Consider the following 20382-nt stretch of genomic DNA (forward strand, 5'->3'; position numbering starts at 1 on the left):
TTACTTCGCGACGACCACCGGAATGCCGCGCAATTGCCCGGCGCCCTTCATTTCCTCGAGTGACTTCTTCACCGCGACACCCGTCGCAGCATCGATGCCGAGGCGCGCGGCGAGGTCGCGTTCACCACGCTTGACCCCCGCCAGATTCGCCAGCTTCACGTGCCCATAACCGCGTACGCGCGCATGCAGTTCAGCGAGTTTCGCGACGTCGTCGAGATGGCTCGCGTCGAGTTTTGCCAGCGCGCGTTGCAGCGTGGTTTCGTAATCGCTCGCGAGTTCGCGCTCCATCTTGCGCTCGAGTGTGCGGCCGAACGGATCGAGCGCCGTGCCGCGAAGACCTCGCCATTTCGCGAGCAGGCCGAGCACGGGCCACATCCACTGACCATAGGTCTTCTTCGTGGGCACGCCGCCGGGCTGCGCGCGCGTAAGCGCCGGCGGCGCGAGGTTGAAGCGGATCGTGAAGTCCTTGCCGGCAGCGCCCTCGAACTGCGCTTCGAGCGCTTCGCGGAACGCGGCATCGGTATGCAGACGTGCGACTTCGTACTCATCCTTCACCGCGAGCAGCCGATAGAACGTCGTCGCGACTGCACGTGTCACCCGCTCGCTCGTCTTATCGACGGCCGTTTCCGCGCGGCGAGCCGTATCGACTAGCGTGCGATAGCGCTTCACGTAAGCGGCACCGCCATACGCGAGCAGACGTGCTTCACGATGCGCGATCAGCTCCTCGAGCGTATCGACCCGCACGCTCGGCTTCGGCGCATGGCGCGACTGCCACAGCGATTCGAGCGCGGCAGGATCAGCCGCGGCCATGCGCCCGATCGAAAACGCGAGCTGGTTCATCTGCACGGCGACGTTGTTCAGTTCGATCGCGCGCATCATCGCGGCGAACGATACCGGCACCAAACCGAGCTGCCACGCGAAACCGAGCATCAGAATGTTCGCGCCGATCGTGTCCCCGAGAAAACGCGTAGCGAGCGCTTGCGCGTCGCACGTCGACATGCGATCTGCACCGGCCGCGTGACGCATCTTGTCGATCAGCGCGTCGGCATGCAGCGTCGCGTCCGGGTTCTGCACGAAGCTCGCGTTCGGAATCGCATGCGTGTTGACGACGATGCGCGTGCGGCCATGCCGCACCGTCTGCAGCGCATCGGCGCTCGCGCCGACCACCATGTCGCAGGCGAGCAGCACGTCGGCCTGCTGCGTGTCGATGCGCACCTGGTTCAGCCATTCGTCGCGCGCGGCAAAGCGCACGAACGACAGCACCGAGCCGCCCTTCTGCGCGAAGCCCATGAAGTCGAGCACCGACGCGCTCTTGCCTTCGAGGTGCGCGGCCATGCTGATCAATGCGCCGACCGTCACGACACCGGTGCCGCCCACTCCGGTGACGAGGATGTCGTACGGCGCGGCATCGAGTGGCGTCGCGGGAATCGGCAACGCGTTGACTTGGGCGGCGAGCGCCTGCGGATCGAATGCGACGCCTGCGGCCTTTTTCAGCGTGCCGCCTTCGACGGTGACGAAGCTCGGGCAAAAGCCGTTCACGCACGAGTAGTCCTTGTTGCACGACGACTGATCGATGCGGCGCCTGCGACCGAGCGCGGTTTCCACCGGTTCCACCGACAAACAGTTCGACTGCACGCCGCAATCGCCGCAGCCCTCGCAGACTTCTTCGTTGATGAAGAGCCGCTTGTTCGGATCGGGGAATTCGCCTTTCTTGCGACGCCGGCGCTTTTCGGCCGCGCAGGTCTGGTCGTAGATCAGCACGGTCACGCCGTCGGTGTCGCGCAACTCGCGCTGCACCGCGTCCATTTCGCTGCGATGGTGAAACGTCGTGCCCGGCGGAAACTGTCCGTGATGGCCGTCGTATTTCTCGGGCTCGTCGCTGACCACGACGAAGCGCGACACGCCCTCGGCTTCGACCTGTCGCGCGATCTGCGGCACCGAGATGCTGCCGTCGACGGGTTGACCGCCCGTCATCGCGACCGCGTCGTTATAGAGGATCTTGTAGGTGATCGTCGCTTTCGCCGCGACCGCCTGGCGGATCGCGAGAATGCCCGAGTGAAAATAGGTGCCGTCGCCGAGATTCTGGAATACGTGGCGGGTCTTCGTGAACATCGAATGCGCGGCCCAGTCGACGCCTTCGCCGCCCATCTGAATCAGGCCGGTCGTATCGCGCTCCATCCACGACGCCATGAAATGACAGCCGATGCCGGCCTGCGCGAGCGAACCGTCCGGCACTTTCGTCGACGTGTTGTGCGGACAGCCGGAGCAGAAGTACGGCGTGCGCTTCACGCTGTCCGCCGCGTTCGACAGGATTTGCGGCGCGACCAGATCGACGACGCGTTCGCGGCGATCGAGCGCCGGCTTGTGCTTCGCGAGCCAGTTCGCGAACACCGGCAGGATGCGCGACGGCCGCAATTCGCCGAGCGACGACAGCAGCAACGTGCCATTTTCGGCGTGCTTGCCGATCACGACCGGCCGCGTGCCCTGCGTGCGGTTGTACAGATAGTCCTTGATCTGCTGCTCGATCACGGGGCCCTTCTCTTCGATCACGAGTACTTCGGACAGGCCCGACACGAACGCGTCGATGCGTGTCATCTCCAGCGGAAACGACAGCCCGACCTTGTAGATGCGCACGCCGGCCGCGTCGAGATCGGCGACCGTCAGATCGAGCCGGCGCAGCGCTTCCATCAGATCGAGATGCGCCTTGCCGCACGTGACGATGCCGACGTTCGCGTGCGGGCTCGGCGCGATCCATTTGTCGATGCTGTTGATGCGCGCAAACTGGCGCACCGCGTCGAGCTTCGCGTGCAGACGCGCTTCGATCGTCAGGCTCGGCAGATCGGGCCAGCGGTTGTGCAAACCGCCGGCTGGTGCTTCGAATTCCTGCGGCGGTGCCCATTCGGTTTGCAGCGCGTCGAGATCGACGGTCGAGCCCGATTCGACGGTCTCCGAAATCGCCTTGTAGCCGACCCACGCGCCCGAGAAGCGCGACAACGCCCAGCCGTACAGGCCGAATTCGAGCATGTCCGCGATGTTCGACGGATTCACCACCGGCATATGCCACGCCATCATCGCGAAGTCGCTCTGATGCGGCATCGACGACGACACACAGCCGTGATCGTCGCCCGCGACCACCAGCACGCCGCCGTGCGGCGACGAGCCGTACGCGTTGCCGTGCTTCAGCGCATCGCCCGCGCGGTCGACGCCCGGGCCCTTGCCGTACCACATCGCGAATACGCCGTCGACGGTGCGCTCGGGATCGGCTTCGACGCGCTGCGTGCCGAGCACGGCGGTGCCGCCGAGTTCTTCGTTGATCGCGGGCAGAAAGCGGACATCGCTCGCGGTGAGCAGTTTTTTCGCCTTCCACAGTTGCTGATCGACCATGCCGAGCGGCGAGCCGCGATAGCCGCTGATAAAGCCGGCGGTGTTCAGGCCGCGGGTTTTGTCGAGCGCGCGCTGCATCAGAGGGAGGCGCACGAGCGCCTGGGTGCCGGTCAGAAAGATCCGGCCGCGCGTCGCGGTGAGATTGTCGGAAAGCTTGTAGTCGGCGAGAGCGGGCGTGCCGTCGATGGGCAGGCGAGCGGTCATGGGGAGTCTCCAATGTTCTGGCTCGGCGCGCGGATGGTGGGGTCACCGATACCGCGCAGCGAAAGAGACTCTATTTTTTAGCGCTCGCGGGAGTGAATTATTGCTTCTTTAATCGGGCGTGCGCGAATGGGCGCGATGACTCGCGCGTTTCGGCCCGCTTTTGAGCCGGATTTGCCATGCGGCGGCGCGCTTCGGGTATCCCCTGGGTATCGTGGGGCGTCGAATGGGACTGTGGCTATTGCTACTGCGCGGTGTTCGCCGCGATGTCGGGTTGGAGCGGCGCCGCATCGAGCGGCACGATCTCGTCGAAGTGCGAATAGTCGATGTGGCTCACGCCGTCTTGCTCGCTCATGATGTCGACGAACCGGTGCTGCCAGACGATCTGGTCGCAGGTCCACATGTGGCGCGCCTGCATGGTTTGCGACGTCGATTCGTCGATGCCTTCGAGGGTGAGCAGTAGCGACACGTCGCGGCCCTTCAACGATTCGGCGTTTTCGCCGAACAGCGGACTCGCTTCGTCGATGATGTGCATCAGCGTCCAGCCGAGCTTGAACACCGGGTGCTGGTCGCGTACCAGCGTGAGGTCGTAGAGCTTGCGAAGCGTAAAGCCTTCGATCGAGGTCTCCAGACGCATGATGCGCAGCCGCGCGCGTGCCTCGGCGATCACGTTCTGACGCGCGTTGGCCGAGCGCACCATCAACGTCATGCGGCCGTCGATCGGCCGGATCACCGCATAGCGCGCGAACATGATCTTCGCGTGCGGCCGCGAAAAGCGCGCGAAGATCAGCCCGGTCGCCAACGCGATGCTGGACATGCCGATGAAGATTTCGAGCGTCGCGATCCAGTGCGCGTAGACGGTTTGCGGATGCATGTCGCCGTAGCCGACCGTCGCGAGCGTTTCGACGCTAAAGAAGAACGCGCCGCCGAAGCCCTTCGGAAACAGATTCGCGATCGGAGCGTCGCCGAGCATGTAGAGCATCGCGAAGACGGTGTTGAGCAGCAGGAACAGCAGCGCGAGCGACACGAAGAACACCGGCCAGCGCACGCCGAGCGCGCGGTGATACAGGTCTTGCCACAACGGTGTCGGCATGCCGTGCGCGATCACCACGCGATCGTCGAGACGCATTTCGCGGCTGCCGCGTGGGCGGCGCCTCGGCGCGCTCGTGTCGGTGTCGGGGTCGCCGAGCGTGGAAAAACGGTCTGACGGTTCGGTTGCCATCACGCGCTCGTGGGGATGAAAAGGGGCACAGCGTAGCATGGCATGTTGCGCGCGCTGCGGGGATTTTCCGCGCGTTGCGAAGCCATCGTGCGCGCGACGTACCGCCAAGGCGCGAGGTTGCGCGACGCCGTCTTCCAAATGCTTGCGGGTGCGTCGGACCTCAGGCCTCGTCAGGTCGCATCACGCGCGGGGGGATCGGTCGCAGTCGCGCGCCACACCCTAGGCACCAACCGTCAGGGAAACACGTGCGGCTTCGGAATCCCCGCGCCGTGCTCGATATCGTCGACGGCCTGCCGATGCGCGCTTTCCACCGCTTCGGCCTGCTCGGCAAAGCCCGCGTCGCCGCCGACCGTGGTCCACGGCTTGACGGGCTTCTCGCGATGACGGATTTCGTATTCCGCGTCCCAGCGCGCGCCGCTCAGCTCGAGCGGACGAACGTGAATCGAATACACGCCGTATTGGAACAGCTGTTCAGCCATGATCGCCTCCAGCCGGCCGACCCCGCAGCGGTGCGCCAATGCGCGAGCACGCTGCTGCGCCTTGGTTCGGCCTACAGTTCGATTTCCCCGAGGATTCGATGTGCGAGCGCTTTGGCTTCTTCGAGCGCTTCTCCCGGCGTCGACGACGTCGAGTCGACTTCGTAGAGCGTGGTCTCCTGATCTTCGCTGGGTTCGCCCTCGTCGCGCGCGAGGGTGACGACACCTTGAAAGGCGTCCTGTGCGACTTCTCTTATCGACGCAGTGGCCGTGTAGATCCCTTTGGTGTAGGTGACGTCCTCCATGGCCTCGCTCCTTTTCGCAAAGGTTTCGATATTTTCATCCTAGCACGGCGTGGCGGGATCGGTTCCCGCCCAGGCCGGCTTCGCGCCGCGCGACGTGCTCGACACCCGTCACGCTACGCGCGCCCCAAGGCAGCAGAATTACAGCGCCGCGTTTTACAGCAGCGCGACCACCTCGTCGAGCGTCGGCGCGTGCGCGCCGGCATGGCCGCAAGCCGCCGCGCCTGCGGCGAGCGCGAATGCGAGATGCTCGGGCCATCCGCGTTGCGGCGCGCTCATCAGGCTGAACAGCAGACCGCCGATCGACGCATCGCCCGCGCCGACCGTATCGACTACTTCGACGCGCGGCGGCTTAGCCTCGATCACCGCGGCGCCGTCGAGCAGCATCGCCGTGTCGGGGCCGCGGGTGACGAGCACGGTGGCGGCCGGATTCATCGCGCGCAATTGCGCGAGCGCGGCGGCTTCGTCGCTGGTCTTGAAGAACATGCGCAAGTCTTCGTCCGATACCTTGATCAGATCCGCGAGCGCGGCCATCTGGCGCAAGGTCGGCTCGTAGCCGTGCTCCATCAGATTGCGATAGTTCGGATCGAAGCTGATCTTCACGCCGTGCGAGCGCAACTCGGCGGCGAGCGCCGCGAGCGTATCGCCGAGCGGCTGACGCACGAGGCTGATGCCGCCGAAGTGCGCCCATTTCACTGCGTTCATCCAGCCGGCCGGTAGCCTGGCTGGATCGAACGCGAGGTCGGCGCTGTTCTCGCCCATGAAGAAGTACGCGGGAGGATGCGTCTGATGCACGATCGCGAGCAGCGGCGGGTGCTCGACGCGCTGCAGGAAGCGCATGTCGAGCCCGGCGGCGACGCTCGCGTCCCACAGCTCGTCAGAGAAGTTATCGACGCCCAGCGAGCCCGCGCACGCGGTCGGCAGGCCGAGCCGCGCGACGCAGCGCGCGACGTTCCAGCCGGCGCCGCCCGGACGCGACAGCCAATGCGATGCTCCGGTGCGCACGAGGTCGGTGAGGATGTCACCGGCGGACACGAAAACGGGGAGGTCGGTGGTCGCGCTCATTGTGCTTTCTCCGCTGAAACCGCTGCGGCGGGCGCGGTCGATCCTGCAGACGCGTCTTCGCCGAGCGCATGGGCGAGCACTTCGTAGCACGCGCCCATCGTGTGATAGTCGGTCTTGCCGGCCGGGCTCTTTTCGTCGCTGTACTTGCGGTTGTCGCAAGTCAGGATGCGATACCACGCGCCGTACTTGTGGTCGACGAAGTGCGTCCAGCTATAGCGCCAGATCTCGTCGTACCAGTCCCAGAAGCGCTCGTTGCCGGTGCGCTTGCCTAGCAGCGCGGCGGCCGCGAACGTCTCGGCCTGCACCCAGAAGTACTTGTCGTGATCGCACACGGTGCCGTCGGGGCCGAAGCCGTAGTAGAGGCCGCCGTGGTCTTCGTCCCATGCGTGCGTCATCGCGGCGTCGAACAGTTCGATCGCGCGCGGCAGCAGCCACGGCAGCGGACGGAAGCGTTCGAGAATCAGCAGCAGCTTCGCCCATTCGGTTTGATGGCCCGGCTGGAAGCCCCACGGACGGAAGATGTTCGAGCTGTCTTCCTCGTTGTAATGCCAGTCGACCGACCAGTCCGCGTGAAAGTGCTCCCACACGAGCCCTTGCGACAACTTCGCCTGGCGCAGCGTGATGTTCGACGCGACGCGCTCGGCGCGATCGAGATACACCAGGTGGCCGGTCGCCTCGTGCGCGGCGAGCAGCGCCTCGGTGGTATGCATGTTCGCGTTCTGCCCGCGATACGTGCTGACGCGCCAGTCGGCCGATGCGTCGTCGGCATAGAGGCCGGCGGCGGGGTCCCAGAAGCGGTGCTCCATCAGTTCGAAGGTCGCGCCGATCATCGGTTTCGCTTCTTCGATGCCGGCCATCGCCGCATGCGAGTACGCGAGCAGCACGAACGCGAGGCCGTAGCAGTGGCGCGTCGCGTCGAGCGTGCGTTTTCTGCCGTCGCGCCATTCGATTTCCCAGTCGTAGCCCTCGTGCTGCGAATCCCAGTGCGCGTCGCGCAGAAAGCGCAGGCCGTGCCGCGCGTATTCGAGGTGCTTCGGGTCGCCGAACTGCCGGTACGCCATCGCGTAGTTGAACACGTAGCGGCAACTGCTCACCAAATGGCGCGTGGTCCGGTTGTAGACCGAACCGTCGTCGCGGAAGAAGTGGTAGAAGCCGCCGCTCGGGTCGAGCACGTTCGGCGCATAGAAGCGCAGCGTGTCCTCGATGTGCGCGAGCAAAAACTCGCGCTTACGGAAGCTGGCGACCGGCGGCGCCTTCACGACGTCGGTGAGAGGGTGATGCGGATCGGTTTTCGTCATGGCGTTTTCACCAAAGTACTGGCACGGGCAACGAGTTGAACGGGCAAGCGGACTTCGAGTTCGGCGGGCGAGTCTTCGAGCAGCAGTTCGACGCCGCGTCGGCCGAGCGCTTCCTTGTCGACAGCGATCGTCGATAGCGGCGGGGTCGAGTGGGCGGCGGCGAGACTGTCGTCGAAACCGATGATCTCGATGTCGTCGGGCACGCTCAGACCGCGCGCGAGGCACACGCGCAGCGCGGCGAGCGCGGCGGCATCGTTGAATGCGAATACGGCGTCGGGGCGCGGGCCCGGCGCGTCGAGCAGGCGCTGCATCGCGCGCGCGGCGCCGGTGTCGGGATCGAGCCCGGCGTCGATGGTCACTTCGAGCGACGGGTCGAACAGCAGCCCCGCTTCGAAGAACGCGCGCCGGTAGCCGAGCGCGCGCTCGGCGATGCTGAAGTGCGCGAGCGAGCCGCCGATGAACGCGACGCGCTTGCGCTGCTGCGCGAACAGATGGCGCATCGCGAGGGTGGCGCCGCCGGCGTTGTCGAGATTGACCGAGCGCAGGCCCGGCGACCATAGATCGATCAGCACCAGTGGGCGTTGCATCGCGACCAGCGTGGCGAGCGTTTCGGGCTCGACGAAGCCGGCGATCGCGACGGCGTCGGGCGCGTGCAGGCGCATCTGGTGAATCACGTCCTCGGTCGGCCCGGCGGTGAGCACCGACGGCACGATGCCGCGCTCGCGGCACGCGTCTTCGACGCCGTGCAGCACGTGCGAGAAAAACGGGCTCGCGGCGAAGTTGTTGTGCTGACGATGCAGCAGGAAAGTCAGGCGACGGATGCGCGGACGCAGCTGCGCCGAATCGTAGCCGAGTTGGCGCGCCGCTCGGACGACGCGTTCGCGCGTGGCCTCGGAAAGGCCCGGCTGATTTTTGAGCGCGCGCGACACGGTGCCGATCGAAACGCTGGCCGCGCGGGCGACGTCGCGGATGGTTGTGGCCATCGAATGAAGCTGCCGCGCAAGGCGAGGCAGCACGGGTTCAGGTCGGGCGATTGTATAGTAAAACGCTGCCAAAACAGCCCGCAAAACGCCCGAGCAACACCGGTAAATACCCGTATTTTATGGAGTTGTCTGAAGTTAAAGTGTTTAGTAAAAAAGACTAAACAATAGGTGGGCCGCCGTTTTCGACGTTCATCCAGAATCGTCCTATGCCATCCGGCCGAGGCGACAGCGAGAGCGTTTGCGCGTGAAATAACGACAACGGCCAATGAAGCGCCAAAAGAAAAAGCCGCCCGAAGGCGGCTTGCTTCACACGATCAAAACGACGCTCAGGGAGGGCGCTTATGAATGTCCTGTTTGCATTGCGTGTGCGTTCAACGGCGCGCGACGGCGGCGGCGGGTCGCCGCGCCGCCGCCTCGCTCTCGCCGCTGAGGTCGCGGGCGCCCCAGCGCTGCGCGAGCGCGGCGCAGACCATCAGCTGGATCTGATGGAACAGCATCAGCGGCAGCACCACGGCGCCGACCGCGTGCGACGCGAAGATCACCTTGGCCATCGGCACGCCGGCGGCGAGGCTCTTCTTCGAGCCGCAGAAGATGATCGTGATCTGGTCCGCGCGGTTGAAACCGAGCCGCTTGCTCGCGAAGATCGTCATGCCCAGCGCGAGCGCGAGCAGCACGCAGCTCACCACGACGAGGCCGCCGAGCGCAGAGAGCGGAATCGTATGCCACAGGCCTTCGGTGACGGCCTCGCTGAACGCGCCGTACACGACGAGCAGGATCGAGCCCTGGTCGACGAACTTCAGCACGCCGCGATTCTTCTCGATCCACTTGCCGATCAGCGGGCGCAGCAGCTGTCCGGCCACGAACGGCACGAGCAGTTGCAGCACGATGTTGCCGATCGTATGCCACGGCGACGCGCCGCCGCTCGCGGCCTGATTCGTCACGATGAGGCTGACGAGTGCTGGGGTGACGAAGATGCCGAGCAGGCTCGAGGCGGACGCGCTGCATACCGCGGCCGGCACGTTGCCCTTGGCAATGGACGTGAACGCGATCGACGACTGGACCGTCGATGGCAGCGTGCAGAGGAAGAGGACGCCGGCGTAGAGCGACGGTGTGACCAGCGGCGAAAGGACCGGTTTAAGCGCGAGGCCGAGCAGCGGAAACAGCGCGAACGTGCTCAGCAGCACCACCAGGTGAAGGCGCCAGTGCGTCGCGCCCGCGATGATCGCCTCGCGTGACAGCTTCGCGCCGTGCAGGAAGAACAGCAGGCCGACCGCGATGTTCGTCACCCAGTTGAATCCCACCGCGGCCTGTCCATGAACGGGCAGCAGGCTGGCGAGGATCACGGTGCCGACGAGGCACAGCGTGAAGTTATCGGGAAGGAGTTTCGGACGGGCCATGTCGCAATCTCAATTCAATGACGCGGTGTAAGCACGGGACGGGCCTGTCAGGGCGCGGTGCGTGCCAATGTGAAACGACTATTGTTGTCGAAAGTCGATTGAAAACGCAAATTCATTTGCCGAATCGATTAATGAAGTTTGCGCATTGACCCGCGCGGCGCACCCGATTTCAGTATTGGCGACGTGCTTGCTCGCCACAAATCGTTTACCCATTGACGTTGCAGGCGGCGTTTATTTGCAACAAACGGCGCTTGCGTGAGATAGGTAAAAACGCCCCTTGGCAAGCCGCAAAGACGCCCCCGCACAAGGGCTCCAGCGCGGAAAAACGCCGCAGTAACAGCGTGTTACATCCACCGACGAGACCTAACACTTTTTGGCTCGACACCCTCTGCCCACGACCATAAATTACTCAGTCAAAGGCCGCAGGGATGCCCTGCGCCGCGGCAGGCTCGCGGCGCATTTCTCCTCCCGCAACAGGTCCATCGCAGCTCGAACGGTGGATTTCAGGCAAGTCTTCGGGCGTGAGAGTCACAAGGTGGACGGGTTGTCGAGAACGAGGCACTGGGTGTGGGGCGCGGTTATCGCCGTGCTGTGCTCGTTCGCCTATGCGAAGGGGCAAGGTGTGCCGCATGGCGGCGGTGCTTATTCGCACCAGGCTGGGGGCCACGCGCCGCGCATGGAGATGCGCGGCGACGGCCATTACGCCGGCCCGGGCGGTGCGCCCGCTCCGCGCGGCTCGCGCAATGCGACGGCTTGGCGTGACGCACGCGCGCAGCGCGGAAATCCGAACATAACGGACGCCAATTTCGGTTATGGCTTCGGCAGCTACAAGTCCGGCATGCGCCGTGTCGGCGATCCGTCCAGCTATGCCGGCGCGATCACGCCGGTCAGCGCGGAATCGCGTCCGGTGCCGCATCCCCCGTCCAACATGCCGATGCGCAACGGTTCGATCCGCGCCGACGTCGCCCGCTACAACGAAGAGCGCGGCGCCGCGCGTCCGATGCAACGTCCAGCCGACGATCCGCGGCAACCAGGCGGTTCACCCTATCGCAATTAGCTGAGCGCGATTTACCCGATCGTTTCGCGTCATGTGGGCCACATTCGCCGCTACCTGAACGGGTGAGCCTGCCGGCCTTGCACGCAACGCGACCGCATATCGCCTGTCGCAAAACCGTCCTCCGAATCCCTTTCCGCGATCCCTTGCGGGCCTTCCGCCGCGCCGGTGCGCCGAATCTGACGTTTCGACGCCACACTTTTTTGAAAACGCTCGGCATCGAAGTATCTGTCAGCGTCAAATCTTGGCATTCTGCCGCGTCGCGTCATCGGCCCGTCATTCAAGGCGTTCCCACACGCTGTGGCGCGCTGTGCGCCGCATGCCGCATTGCGTTCGAGGCGCCGGCCGCAGTCCGCTCAAAGTGTCGTATCAAGCCGATAACCGACCAAACTAATCAGACCGATATACCCGCAATAAGCAGCGATATTTTTGTTTATAAAAATGGTCCGCAAAGATGGACCCGCCCCGATTGACTCGACGATCGAACGGATAACAACAACCTTTCGCGCGAGCGCCCCCTTTCGCACAGCCACACCTTTTTGACAAAGATTGGAGAACCCATGAACACAAGCCTCAGCAGCGCGCTGAAGACTACTCTCAAGACCACCGCATGCGTCGCCGCGCTGGCGAGCGCATCGTCGGCGTTCGCGCAATCGAGCGTGCAGCTTTACGGCCAGGTCGACGAATGGGTCGGTGCGCAGAAGTTTCCGGGTGGCAAGACGGCGGTGGTCGTGTCGGGCGGTGGCATGTCGACGTCTTACTGGGGCTTCAAGGGGACCGAGGATCTGGGCAACGGCTACAAGGCGATCTTCACGATCGAAGGCTTCTTCCGCGCGCAAACCGGCGAGTACGGCCGCTTCACCGGTGACACGACGTTCTCGCGTAACGCGTACGTCGGTATCGAAGCGCCGTGGGGCACGGTGACCGCCGGCCGGCTGACGACGCCGCTGTTCGTGTCGACGATCCTGTTCAACCCGTTCGTCGATTCGTACGTGTTCTCGCCGATGGTCACCCACGTGTACCTCGGCCTCGGCACGTTCCCGACCTACACCACCGACCAGGGCGTGACCGGCGACTCGGGCTGGAACAACGCCGTGTCGTATGCGACGCCGAACTTCAACGGCCTGTCGGCGACGGCGATGTACGCGCTCGGCAACACGACGCAGAACGGCGCGAAGAAGTGGAGCGGCCAGGTGCTGTACTTCCACGGCCCGTTCGCGGCGACCGCGGTGTACCAGTACGTGAACTTCAACAACGTGCCGGGCGACCTCGGCAGCTTCGAAACCTCGGGCGTGCCGGGTCTGCGCAGCCAGAGCGTCGCGCAGGCGGGCGTGTCCTACGACCTGAAGTTCGTCAAGCTTTACGGCCAGTACATGTACACGTACAACAACCAGCAGGTTACGAGCTGGCACGTGAACACCGGACAGGGCGGCGTCACGGTACCGTTCGGGCCGGGCTCGGTGATGGCGTCCTACGCGTATTCGCGTAACGGCGGCGGTTCGAACCAGACGCGCCAGACGGCGGCGGTCGGCTACGACTATCCGCTGTCCAAGCGCACCGACGTCTATGCCGCGTACATGTATGACCACATCACCGGTCAGTCGAGCGGCAACACGTACGGCGCGGGGTTGCGCGCGAAGTTCTGATCCCGGCCAACGGTTTCACCGCAAAGCCCGCGTTCCGCCCGGAACGCGGGCTTTGTCGTTTTCACCGCAGTCGAAGACCGGATGTTTGCTGCCGTTCCTTTGATAAACCCGGCAAAATGACGTCGATTGATTCCTGAAGCGAGCGACTGAGATGGACACCCTCGTCAGCATGAAAGTATTTCGCCACGTGGTCGAAGCCGGGAGCTTCGTCGGTGCGGCGGAGAAGATGGAGATGTCCGCCGCGATGGCGAGCAAGCACGTGATGCATCTGGAGCAGCAGCTCGGCGCGCGGCTCCTGAACCGCACTACGCGCCGCGTCGCACCGACCGAGGCGGGCCGCGAGTACTACGAGCGGCTCAGTCAGGCGCTCACCGAGCTCGACGAGGCCGGCCAGGCGGTCGGCGCGGCGAGCGTCGTGCCGCATGGGCGACTGCGGGTGTCGTCGCTGTCGGCGTTCGGCCTGAATCACGTGATGGCCGCGGTCGCGGACTACGCCGAGCTGTATCCGCAGGTCACCGTCGATATGACGCTGTCCGATCGCGTCGTCGAGCTGATCGACGAAGGTTTCGACGTCGCGATTCGCGCGTCGCCGGGCGGGCTCAAGTCGTCGTCGCTGATCGCGCGGCAGATCGCGACTGCTCACCTGGTGCTGTGCGCGTCGCCCGCCTATCTGCGCAAGCATGGCACGCCGAAGCGCGTCGCCGATCTCGCGCGCCACAACTATCTGCAGTACGCGGGCGTGTCGGCGCTCGAAGTCGCGACCGGCGACGCGAGCTCGCGCGTGCGCCTGTCGGGCAACCTGATCGTCAATCAGCTCGAAGCGCAGCGCGTGGTCGTGCTGCACGGCGCGGGCATCGCGATGCTGGGCACCGAGGTGATCGGCAGCGATCTCGCCGAAGGGCGGCTCGTGCCGCTGCTCGTCGACGAAGTGCCGCCGCGCGAGCTGCCGATCCACGTCGTCTACACGAGCCGGCGGCATCTGTCGGCCAAGGTCCGCTCGTTCGTCGATTTTCTGGCGGAGCGGTTCGCGAACGAATCGCTGTGGCCGTCGCTCGATGAGATCAAGGGGTTGGCTGTGCGGTAGCGTTTCCCGAAGCACCTAACAGACGCCGCCAATCGGCCGCCCGGCGCCCCGGCGCCGTCTTACCCCGTTTCTATATACTGACTGTCAACACCCATCAGTTAAATGAATTGGGGGAGACATGACCGATCTGTCCACGCCGCAGCGTGCCGGCAGCCACGAACTGCCCGCGGGCCGGCGCCTGCGCTTCGTCACCGCCGCCGCACTGTTCGACGGCCACGACGCGTCGATCAACATCATGCGGCGCATCCTGCAGGCGAGCGGCGTGGAGGTGATCCACCTGGGCCACAACCGCTCCGTCGCCGAAGTCGCGACCGCCGCGCTCAACGAGGACGCCGACGGCGTCGCCGTGTCGAGCTACCAGGGTGGTCACAACGAATATTTCCGCTATCTCGTCGAGTTGCTGCGTGCGCGCGGCGGCGAGCGCATCAAGGTGTTCGGCGGCGGCGGCGGCGTGATCGTCCCCGAGGAGATCGCCGCGCTGGAACGCGACGGCGTCGAAAAAATCTACTCGCCGCACGACGGCCAGCGGCTCGGCCTGCAAGGCATGATCGACGATATGATCGCGCGCTGCGTCGAAGGCGCGCGCGCGGCCGATGCCGCGCGCCCGACGCCGGTGCGCGAATGGCTCGCCGAACTGGCCGCGCGGCCGTTGCCGCTTTGCGTCGAGGTTAATGCTCCGCACGGCCGCGCTGCCCCTGGCTCGTACCCCGCCGATCCCGCCGCGCCGATCTTCCGCCGCCTCGCGCAACTGATCAGCGCGTTCGAAACGAACACCGTCGACGCCGCCGCACGCGACCAGCTATCGACACTCGCGCAGACCACACGGGTTCCCGTGCTCGGCGTCACCGGGACCGGCGGCGCGGGCAAGTCGTCGCTGACCGACGAGCTGATTCGCCGTTTCCGGCTCGACTACGACGACACGCTGAACATCGCCGTGCTCGCGATCGATCCGTCGCGCCGCAAATCCGGCGGCGCGCTGCTCGGCGACCGCATCCGCATGAACGCGATCGGAGACTGGGGCGGCGGCGCACGGGGCGACGCCCGTGTGTATATGCGCTCGATGGCGACGCGCGAGGCGTCGACCGAACTCTCCGATTCTCTACCCGCCGCGCTGATGCTGTGCAAGGTCGCGGGTTTCGATCTGATCGTCGTCGAGACCTCGGGGATCGGTCAGGGCGATGCGGCGATCGTGCCGTTCGTCGACGAATCGCTGTACGTGATGACGCCGGAGTTCGGTGCCGCGAGCCAGCTCGAGAAGATCGACATGCTCGACTTCGCGAGCTTCGTCGCGATCAACAAGTTCGATCGCAAGGGCGCGCAGGATGCGCTGCGCGATGTCGCGAAGCAGGTGCAGCGCAACCGCGCGGACTTCGCGACATCGCCCGATGCGATGCCGGTGTTCGGCACGATCGCGTCGCGCTTCAACGACGACGGCGTGACCGCCCTGTACCTGCGCATCGCCGCAGCGCTGCGCGCCCACGGTCTGCGCGACGGCGGCGCCCGGCTGAGTGCTCCCGAAGGTTTGCGCTTTTCGAGCAACCTGCACGCAATCGTGCCACCCGCGCGCGTGCGTTATCTGGCCGACATCGCACAAACCGTCCGCGGCTATCGCGAGCGGGCCGACGTGCACGCGCAGATCGCGCGCGAGCGCTGGCAACTGATCGAGACGCGCCGCATGCTCGGCGAAGCGGGCCACGACGCGTCATCGCTCGACGCGCTGATCGAGCAACGCAACACCGCGCTCGGCGAGCGCGAACGCAAGCTGCTCGATGCGTGGCCGCGAACGGTGGCCGCCTATACCGGGGACGAACACGTGGTGCGCATCCGCGAACGCGAAATCCGCACCGCGCTGACGGTCACGACGCTGTCCGGCTCCGAAATCCGCAAAGTGTCGCTGCCGAAATTCGTCGATCACGGCGAGGTCCTGCGCTGGCTGATGCTCGACAATCTGCCCGGCTATTTCCCGTTCACCGCTGGCGTGTTTCCGTTTCGCCGCGAGAACGAGGACCCGACGCGCATGTTCGCGGGCGAGGGCGATCCGCAGCGCACCAATCGCCGCTTCAAGCTGCTGTCGGAAGGTATGCCGGCCAAACGGCTATCCACCGCATTCGACTCGGTGACGCTGTACGGCGAGGAGCCGCACGAGCGCCCGGACATCTACGGCAAGGTCGGCAATTCGGGCGTGTCGGTCGCGACCCTCGACGACATGAAGACGCTGTACGACGGCTTCGACCTGTGCTCGCCGGAAACGTCGGTGTCGATGACGATCAACGGCCCCGCGCCGACGATCCTCGCGATGTTCTTCAACGTCGCGATCGACCAGCAGATTGCTTTGAAAGAGCAACAGCAAGGCCGTCCGCTGAGCGAAGCCGAACTCGCCGCAACGCGCCGTGCCGCGCTCGAAAACGTGCGAGGCACCGTGCAAGCCGACATCCTGAAGGAAGACCAGGGGCAGAACACCTGCATCTTCTCGACCGAATTCAGCCTGAAGGTGATGGGCGACATCCAGGCGTATTTCGTCGAACACGGCGTGCGCAATTTCTATTCGGTGTCGATCTCCGGCTATCACATCGCCGAGGCCGGTGCGAACCCGATCTCGCAGCTCGCCTACACGCTCGCGAACGGTTTCACGTACGTCGAGGCGTATCTCGCGCGCGGCATGTCGATCGATGACTTCGCGCCGAATCTGTCGTTCTTCTTCTCGAACGGCATGGACCCGGAGTACACGGTGCTCGGCCGCGTCGCGCGACGCATCTGGGCGATCGCGATGCGCGAGCGCTATGGCGCGAACGAGCGCAGCCAGAAGCTCAAGTATCACGTGCAGACGTCGGGCCGCAGCCTGCACGCGCAGGAGATCGATTTCAACGACATCCGCACGACGCTGCAGGCGCTGATCGCGATCTACGACAACTGCAACTCGCTGCACACCAATGCGTTCGACGAAGCGATCACGACGCCGACCGAGGAATCGGTGCGCCGCGCGGTCGCGATCCAGCTGATCATCAATCGCGAATGGGGGTTGGCGAAGAACCAGAATCCGAATCAGGGCAGCTTCGTGATCGACGAGCTGACCGATCTGGTCGAGGAAGCGGTGCTCGCCGAGTTCGAGCGGCTCACCGAGCGCGGCGGCGTGCTCGGCGCGATGGAAACCGGCTATCAGCGCGGACGGATTCAGGACGAGTCGATGCTGTACGAGCATCGCAAACATGACGGCTCTTATCCGATCGTCGGCGTGAATACGTTCGTGAGCGCGCATCCGCATGAAGCGCCGCGTCCGCTCGTGCTGGCGCGTTCCACCGACGCGGAAAAGCAGAGTCAGCTGCGGCGGTTGCGCGATTTCCAGACGCGCCACCGCGACGCCGCGCCTGAGGCGCTCGAACGCCTGAAGCGCACGGTGATCGACGACGGCAACGTGTTCGCGGTGTTGATGGACGTGGTGCGCGTGTGTTCGCTCGGGCAGATCACCCACGCACTGTTCGAGGTGGGCGGGCAGTACCGGCGGAATATGTAGGCCGCGAGGGGCGGCCCGGCCCGCCCCCGTTCAACACCTCAGCGCGCGATGCCGAGCCGCGCCTTCGCGTCGTCGTATTCCTTCTTCAGACGCCGCACGAGTTCGGCGACGTCGGGCACGTCGTCCATCAGGCCGACGCCCTGGCCCGCGCCCCAGATGTCTTTCCACGCCTTCGCTTTTTCGCTGCCGAAGTTCATCTTGGTCTTGTCCGATTCGGGCAGCGCGTCCGGGTCGAGCCCCGCGTTCTGGATGCTCTCGCGGATGTAGTTGCCATGCACGCCGGTGAACAGGTTCGTGTAGATGATGTCCGACGCCTTCGCGTTGATGATCGCCTGCTTGTAGCTATCGACCGCATGCGCCTCTTTGGTCGCGATGAAGCGCGTGCCCATGTACGCGAGGTCCGCGCCCATCGCCTGCGCGGCGAGAATCGAGCCGCCGTTCGCGATCGAGCCCGACAACACGATCGGGCCGTCGAAAATGCGCCGCACCTCGCCGACCAGCGCGAACGGCGAGGTGGTGCCCGCGTGGCCACCCGCGCCCGACGCAACCAGAATCAGCCCGTCGACACCGGCGTCCAGCGCCTTCTGCGCATGACGCAGATTAATCACGTCGTGCAGCACGATGCCGCCATAGCTATGCACCGCATCGACGATCTCGCGCGCCGGCGCGCGCAGGCTGGTGATGAAGATCGGCACCTTGTGCTCGACGCAGACGCGCACGTCGTGTTCGAGCCGCGCATTCGACTGATGAACGATCTGATTGACCGCGATCGGGCCGATCACCGCATCCGGGTTCGCGGCCCTGTGCTCGGCGAGTTGCGCCTGGATCTGCGTGAGCCACTCGTCGAGCAACTCGGCCGGACGCGCGTTGAGGGCAGGGAACGAGCCGACGATACCGGCCTTGCACTGTGCCAACACGAGTTCGGGATAGCTGACGATGAACATCGGTGAAGCGACGACGGGCAGCGCGAGGTTTTGCAGAACGGCGGGCAGTGCCATGGTGCGAATCTCCAGATTGGGCCAACCGGTGCGGCGCGCGCCCGGCGAATAGATGAGTTTAGCGGCGGCACGCGGCTTGCGGCAGGCCGAGCGGCGAATGCGTGTGGCAATCGCACGAAACCGGCATACCGCAGTCGCGGCAAACATTTAAGAACGATCGTTCGATTATAGGCTAAGTGGACGAGCACCGGCGCGTTAGGGCCATTTGAACGGTTCGAAGGAGTATTCAGGTTCCATGTCTGCGGGGGTTATCCCACCTCGCACGGACTTGTCGGCCTTCTACAATGCACGGACCTGAATCGATCAACGAGACGTCATGGCCTTCGAAAATTTCACGCCTTTTCGCGTCGCCGTGGGCGATGTCGATATTTTCGGAGTGAAGGGCGGCGCCGGGCCGCCTCTGTTGCTGCTGCACGGCCATCCGCAATCGCATCTGATCTGGGAACGCTGCGCCGCGCCGCTCGCACAGCACTTCACGGTGATCGCAACCGATCTGCGCGGCTATGGCGCGTCGGGCAAACCGCCGAGCGATGCGACGCACATGCCGTACTCGAAACGCGCGATGGCCGCCGACCAGGTCGCGGTGATGCGCCACTTCGGCTTCGAGCGCTTCCTCGTCTGCGCGCACGATCGCGGCGCGCGCGTCGCGCACCGGATGGCGCTCGATCACGCCGATGCGGTCGAGCGTTTGATGCTGCTCGATATCGCGCCGACGCTCGCGATGTACGAAGCCACCGACCGAACGTTCGCGACGCACTACTTCCACTGGTTCTTCCTGATTCAACCCGAGCCGCTGCCCGAAACGTTGATCGGCGCGAATCCGGCCGCCTATGTCGACGCGGTGATGGGCGGACGTCACGCGGGCCTCGCGCCGTTCGATCCCGCCGCGCTCGACGCCTATCGGGCAGCGCTCGCCCAACCGGGCGCGGTGCACGCGATGTGCGAGGACTATCGCGCGTCGGCGAGCATCGACCTCGAGCATGATCGCGCCGATATCGAGCGCGGCATCAAGATCGGCTGTCCGCTGCGCGTGCTGTGGGGCGACAAGGGCGTGGTCGAAAAATGCTTCGATGCGCTCGACGAATGGCGGCATGTCGCGCGCGACGTGAGCGGCCGCGCGCTATCGTGCGGACACTATCTGCCCGAGGAAGCGCCGGACGGACTGGTCGCCGAGATGCTGTCGTTTTTCGAGGCGGTCGAAAAATAAGCGCTGGGCCGCTTCGCGCGGCCTTCGTTCGACCTTTCTCAGCCGAGCGGCGGCAGACGTCGTGTGACCGGCGTCGACTTGACGATCGCGGTGCTGGTCTCCGCGCGCTCGGTCACTTTCGACAGGATCTCGTCGAGTTGCTCGATCGAATGCAGGTACAGGCGGCAGATGAAACAGTCGTCGCCGGTTACCTTGTCGCATTCGACGAACTCCGGAATGCGCCGGATCACTTCTTCCACCAGATGCAACTGGCCCGGCAGCGGCTTCACGCGCACGATCGCCTGCAGCGTGAAGCCGAGCGCGCGCGGATCGATCTGCACGGTGAAGCGTTCGATCACGCCCTGCGCTTCGAGCCGCCGCACGCGCTCAGCCGTGCTGGGCGCCGATAAGCCGACGACGCGCGCGAGTTCGCTGACCGGCTGACGCGCGTCCTGCGCGAGCGCGGCGAGCAGTGCCCGGTCGGTGTCGTCGAGTGCGACCGGCGTGATCGAAGCAAGGCGTTTGCTCATAATGGCCTTCGTTTATGAGGTGAAAAAGCAGTAACGCTTAAGTTT

The 20382-nt window shown here is 65.1% G+C and carries 15 protein-coding genes; 5 read left to right on the top strand and 10 right to left on the bottom strand.

What is annotated here, in order from left to right:
• The 8 genes from AB3X89_RS11020 to AB3X89_RS11055 form a co-directional block, all read right to left on the bottom strand.
• On the bottom strand, window positions 1-3588 hold the full coding sequence (locus AB3X89_RS11020) for an indolepyruvate ferredoxin oxidoreductase family protein (protein WP_368583288.1): 3588 nt from the start codon (window positions 3586-3588) through the stop codon (window positions 1-3).
• Between the two features lie 241 nt (window positions 3589-3829).
• Window positions 3830-4807, bottom strand: a complete 978-nt coding sequence (locus AB3X89_RS11025) for an ion channel (RefSeq protein WP_368583289.1) — start codon at window positions 4805-4807, stop codon at window positions 3830-3832.
• 233 nt (window positions 4808-5040) lie between these two features.
• Window positions 5041-5286 carry a hypothetical protein gene (locus AB3X89_RS11030; protein WP_368583290.1) on the bottom strand — a complete coding sequence of 82 codons (246 nt, stop codon included), beginning with the start codon at window positions 5284-5286 and terminating at the stop codon, window positions 5041-5043.
• A 71-nt stretch (window positions 5287-5357) separates the two neighbouring features.
• Window positions 5358-5588, bottom strand: a complete 231-nt coding sequence (locus AB3X89_RS11035; RefSeq protein ID WP_176383813.1) for a hypothetical protein — start codon at window positions 5586-5588, stop codon at window positions 5358-5360.
• Between the two features lie 153 nt (window positions 5589-5741).
• Window positions 5742-6650 carry a carbohydrate kinase gene (locus AB3X89_RS11040; protein ID WP_368583291.1) on the bottom strand — a complete coding sequence of 303 codons (909 nt, stop codon included), beginning with the start codon at window positions 6648-6650 and terminating at the stop codon, window positions 5742-5744.
• Entirely contained in the window at window positions 6647-7948 is a 1302-nt protein-coding gene (locus tag AB3X89_RS11045) for an AGE family epimerase/isomerase (protein ID WP_368583292.1), read from the bottom strand. The genes AB3X89_RS11040 and AB3X89_RS11045 overlap by 4 nt, the downstream gene beginning before the upstream one ends.
• Window positions 7945-8931, bottom strand: coding sequence for a LacI family DNA-binding transcriptional regulator (locus AB3X89_RS11050; protein WP_368583293.1), 987 nt, complete (start codon window positions 8929-8931; stop codon window positions 7945-7947). The genes AB3X89_RS11045 and AB3X89_RS11050 overlap by 4 nt, the downstream gene beginning before the upstream one ends.
• Window positions 8932-9302: 371 nt before the next feature.
• Window positions 9303-10328 (bottom strand): bile acid:sodium symporter family protein, encoded by a 1026-nt coding sequence (locus tag AB3X89_RS11055; protein WP_368583294.1) that lies wholly within the window; start codon window positions 10326-10328, stop codon window positions 9303-9305.
• Window positions 10329-10863: 535 nt separating this feature from the next.
• On the opposite strand from AB3X89_RS11055, the gene AB3X89_RS11060 reads away from it, so the two are divergent.
• The 4 genes from AB3X89_RS11060 to icmF all read left to right on the top strand — a co-directional run bounded on the left by AB3X89_RS11060 (window position 10864) and on the right by icmF (window position 17623).
• Window positions 10864-11385: a hypothetical protein gene (locus tag AB3X89_RS11060; RefSeq protein WP_368583359.1), complete on the top strand. Its 522-nt coding sequence runs from the start codon at window positions 10864-10866 to the stop codon at window positions 11383-11385.
• A 557-nt stretch (window positions 11386-11942) separates the two neighbouring features.
• On the top strand, window positions 11943-13028 hold the full coding sequence (locus AB3X89_RS11065) for a porin (protein WP_368583295.1): 1086 nt from the start codon (window positions 11943-11945) through the stop codon (window positions 13026-13028).
• A 151-nt stretch (window positions 13029-13179) separates the two neighbouring features.
• The gene (locus AB3X89_RS11070) at window positions 13180-14112 is read left to right on the top strand and encodes a LysR family transcriptional regulator (RefSeq protein WP_368583296.1); all 933 of its coding nucleotides are present in this window, start codon (window positions 13180-13182) and stop codon (window positions 14110-14112) included.
• Window positions 14113-14230: 118 nt separating this feature from the next.
• Window positions 14231-17623 (top strand): fused isobutyryl-CoA mutase/GTPase IcmF, encoded by a 3393-nt coding sequence (gene icmF, locus AB3X89_RS11075; protein WP_368583297.1) that lies wholly within the window; start codon window positions 14231-14233, stop codon window positions 17621-17623.
• A 38-nt stretch (window positions 17624-17661) separates the two neighbouring features.
• Here the strand turns inward: icmF and AB3X89_RS11080 are convergent, their stop codons facing one another.
• Window positions 17662-18621, bottom strand: a complete 960-nt coding sequence (locus AB3X89_RS11080) for an NAD(P)H-dependent flavin oxidoreductase (protein WP_368583298.1) — start codon at window positions 18619-18621, stop codon at window positions 17662-17664.
• Window positions 18622-18937: 316 nt separating this feature from the next.
• Between AB3X89_RS11080 and AB3X89_RS11085 the strand changes: the two genes are divergently transcribed.
• Complete coding sequence (locus AB3X89_RS11085; protein WP_368583299.1) at window positions 18938-19828, top strand: alpha/beta fold hydrolase; 891 nt, start codon at window positions 18938-18940, stop codon at window positions 19826-19828.
• 38 nt (window positions 19829-19866) lie between these two features.
• Here AB3X89_RS11085 and AB3X89_RS11090 read toward each other — a convergent pair whose 3' ends face one another.
• Window positions 19867-20337 carry an Lrp/AsnC family transcriptional regulator gene (locus AB3X89_RS11090; protein WP_368583300.1) on the bottom strand — a complete coding sequence of 157 codons (471 nt, stop codon included), beginning with the start codon at window positions 20335-20337 and terminating at the stop codon, window positions 19867-19869.
• Window positions 20338-20382: the final 45 nt, after the last annotated feature.

Source organism: Paraburkholderia sp. BR14320 (genome assembly GCF_040948665.1).
In the GTDB taxonomy this organism is placed as follows: domain Bacteria; phylum Pseudomonadota; class Gammaproteobacteria; order Burkholderiales; family Burkholderiaceae; genus Paraburkholderia; species Paraburkholderia youngii.

What these genes read in the sequence shown, in the direction of transcription:
- AB3X89_RS11020 (WP_368583288.1), bottom strand. Translation starts at nt 3,588, where the DNA reads ATGACCGCTCGCCTGCCCATCGACGGCACGCCCGCTCTCGCCGACTAC.
- AB3X89_RS11025 (WP_368583289.1), bottom strand. Translation starts at nt 4,807, where the DNA reads ATGGCAACCGAACCGTCAGACCGTTTTTCCACGCTCGGCGACCCCGAC.
- AB3X89_RS11030 (WP_368583290.1), bottom strand. Translation starts at nt 5,286, where the DNA reads ATGGCTGAACAGCTGTTCCAATACGGCGTGTATTCGATTCACGTTCGT.
- AB3X89_RS11035 (WP_176383813.1), bottom strand. Translation starts at nt 5,588, where the DNA reads ATGGAGGACGTCACCTACACCAAAGGGATCTACACGGCCACTGCGTCG.
- AB3X89_RS11040 (WP_368583291.1), bottom strand. Translation starts at nt 6,650, where the DNA reads ATGAGCGCGACCACCGACCTCCCCGTTTTCGTGTCCGCCGGTGACATC.
- AB3X89_RS11045 (WP_368583292.1), bottom strand. Translation starts at nt 7,948, where the DNA reads ATGACGAAAACCGATCCGCATCACCCTCTCACCGACGTCGTGAAGGCG.
- AB3X89_RS11050 (WP_368583293.1), bottom strand. Translation starts at nt 8,931, where the DNA reads ATGGCCACAACCATCCGCGACGTCGCCCGCGCGGCCAGCGTTTCGATC.
- AB3X89_RS11055 (WP_368583294.1), bottom strand. Translation starts at nt 10,328, where the DNA reads ATGGCCCGTCCGAAACTCCTTCCCGATAACTTCACGCTGTGCCTCGTC.
- AB3X89_RS11065 (WP_368583295.1), top strand. Translation starts at nt 11,943, where the DNA reads ATGAACACAAGCCTCAGCAGCGCGCTGAAGACTACTCTCAAGACCACC.
- AB3X89_RS11070 (WP_368583296.1), top strand. Translation starts at nt 13,180, where the DNA reads ATGGACACCCTCGTCAGCATGAAAGTATTTCGCCACGTGGTCGAAGCC.
- icmF (WP_368583297.1), top strand. Translation starts at nt 14,231, where the DNA reads ATGACCGATCTGTCCACGCCGCAGCGTGCCGGCAGCCACGAACTGCCC.
- AB3X89_RS11080 (WP_368583298.1), bottom strand. Translation starts at nt 18,621, where the DNA reads ATGGCACTGCCCGCCGTTCTGCAAAACCTCGCGCTGCCCGTCGTCGCT.
- AB3X89_RS11085 (WP_368583299.1), top strand. Translation starts at nt 18,938, where the DNA reads ATGGCCTTCGAAAATTTCACGCCTTTTCGCGTCGCCGTGGGCGATGTC.
- AB3X89_RS11090 (WP_368583300.1), bottom strand. Translation starts at nt 20,337, where the DNA reads ATGAGCAAACGCCTTGCTTCGATCACGCCGGTCGCACTCGACGACACC.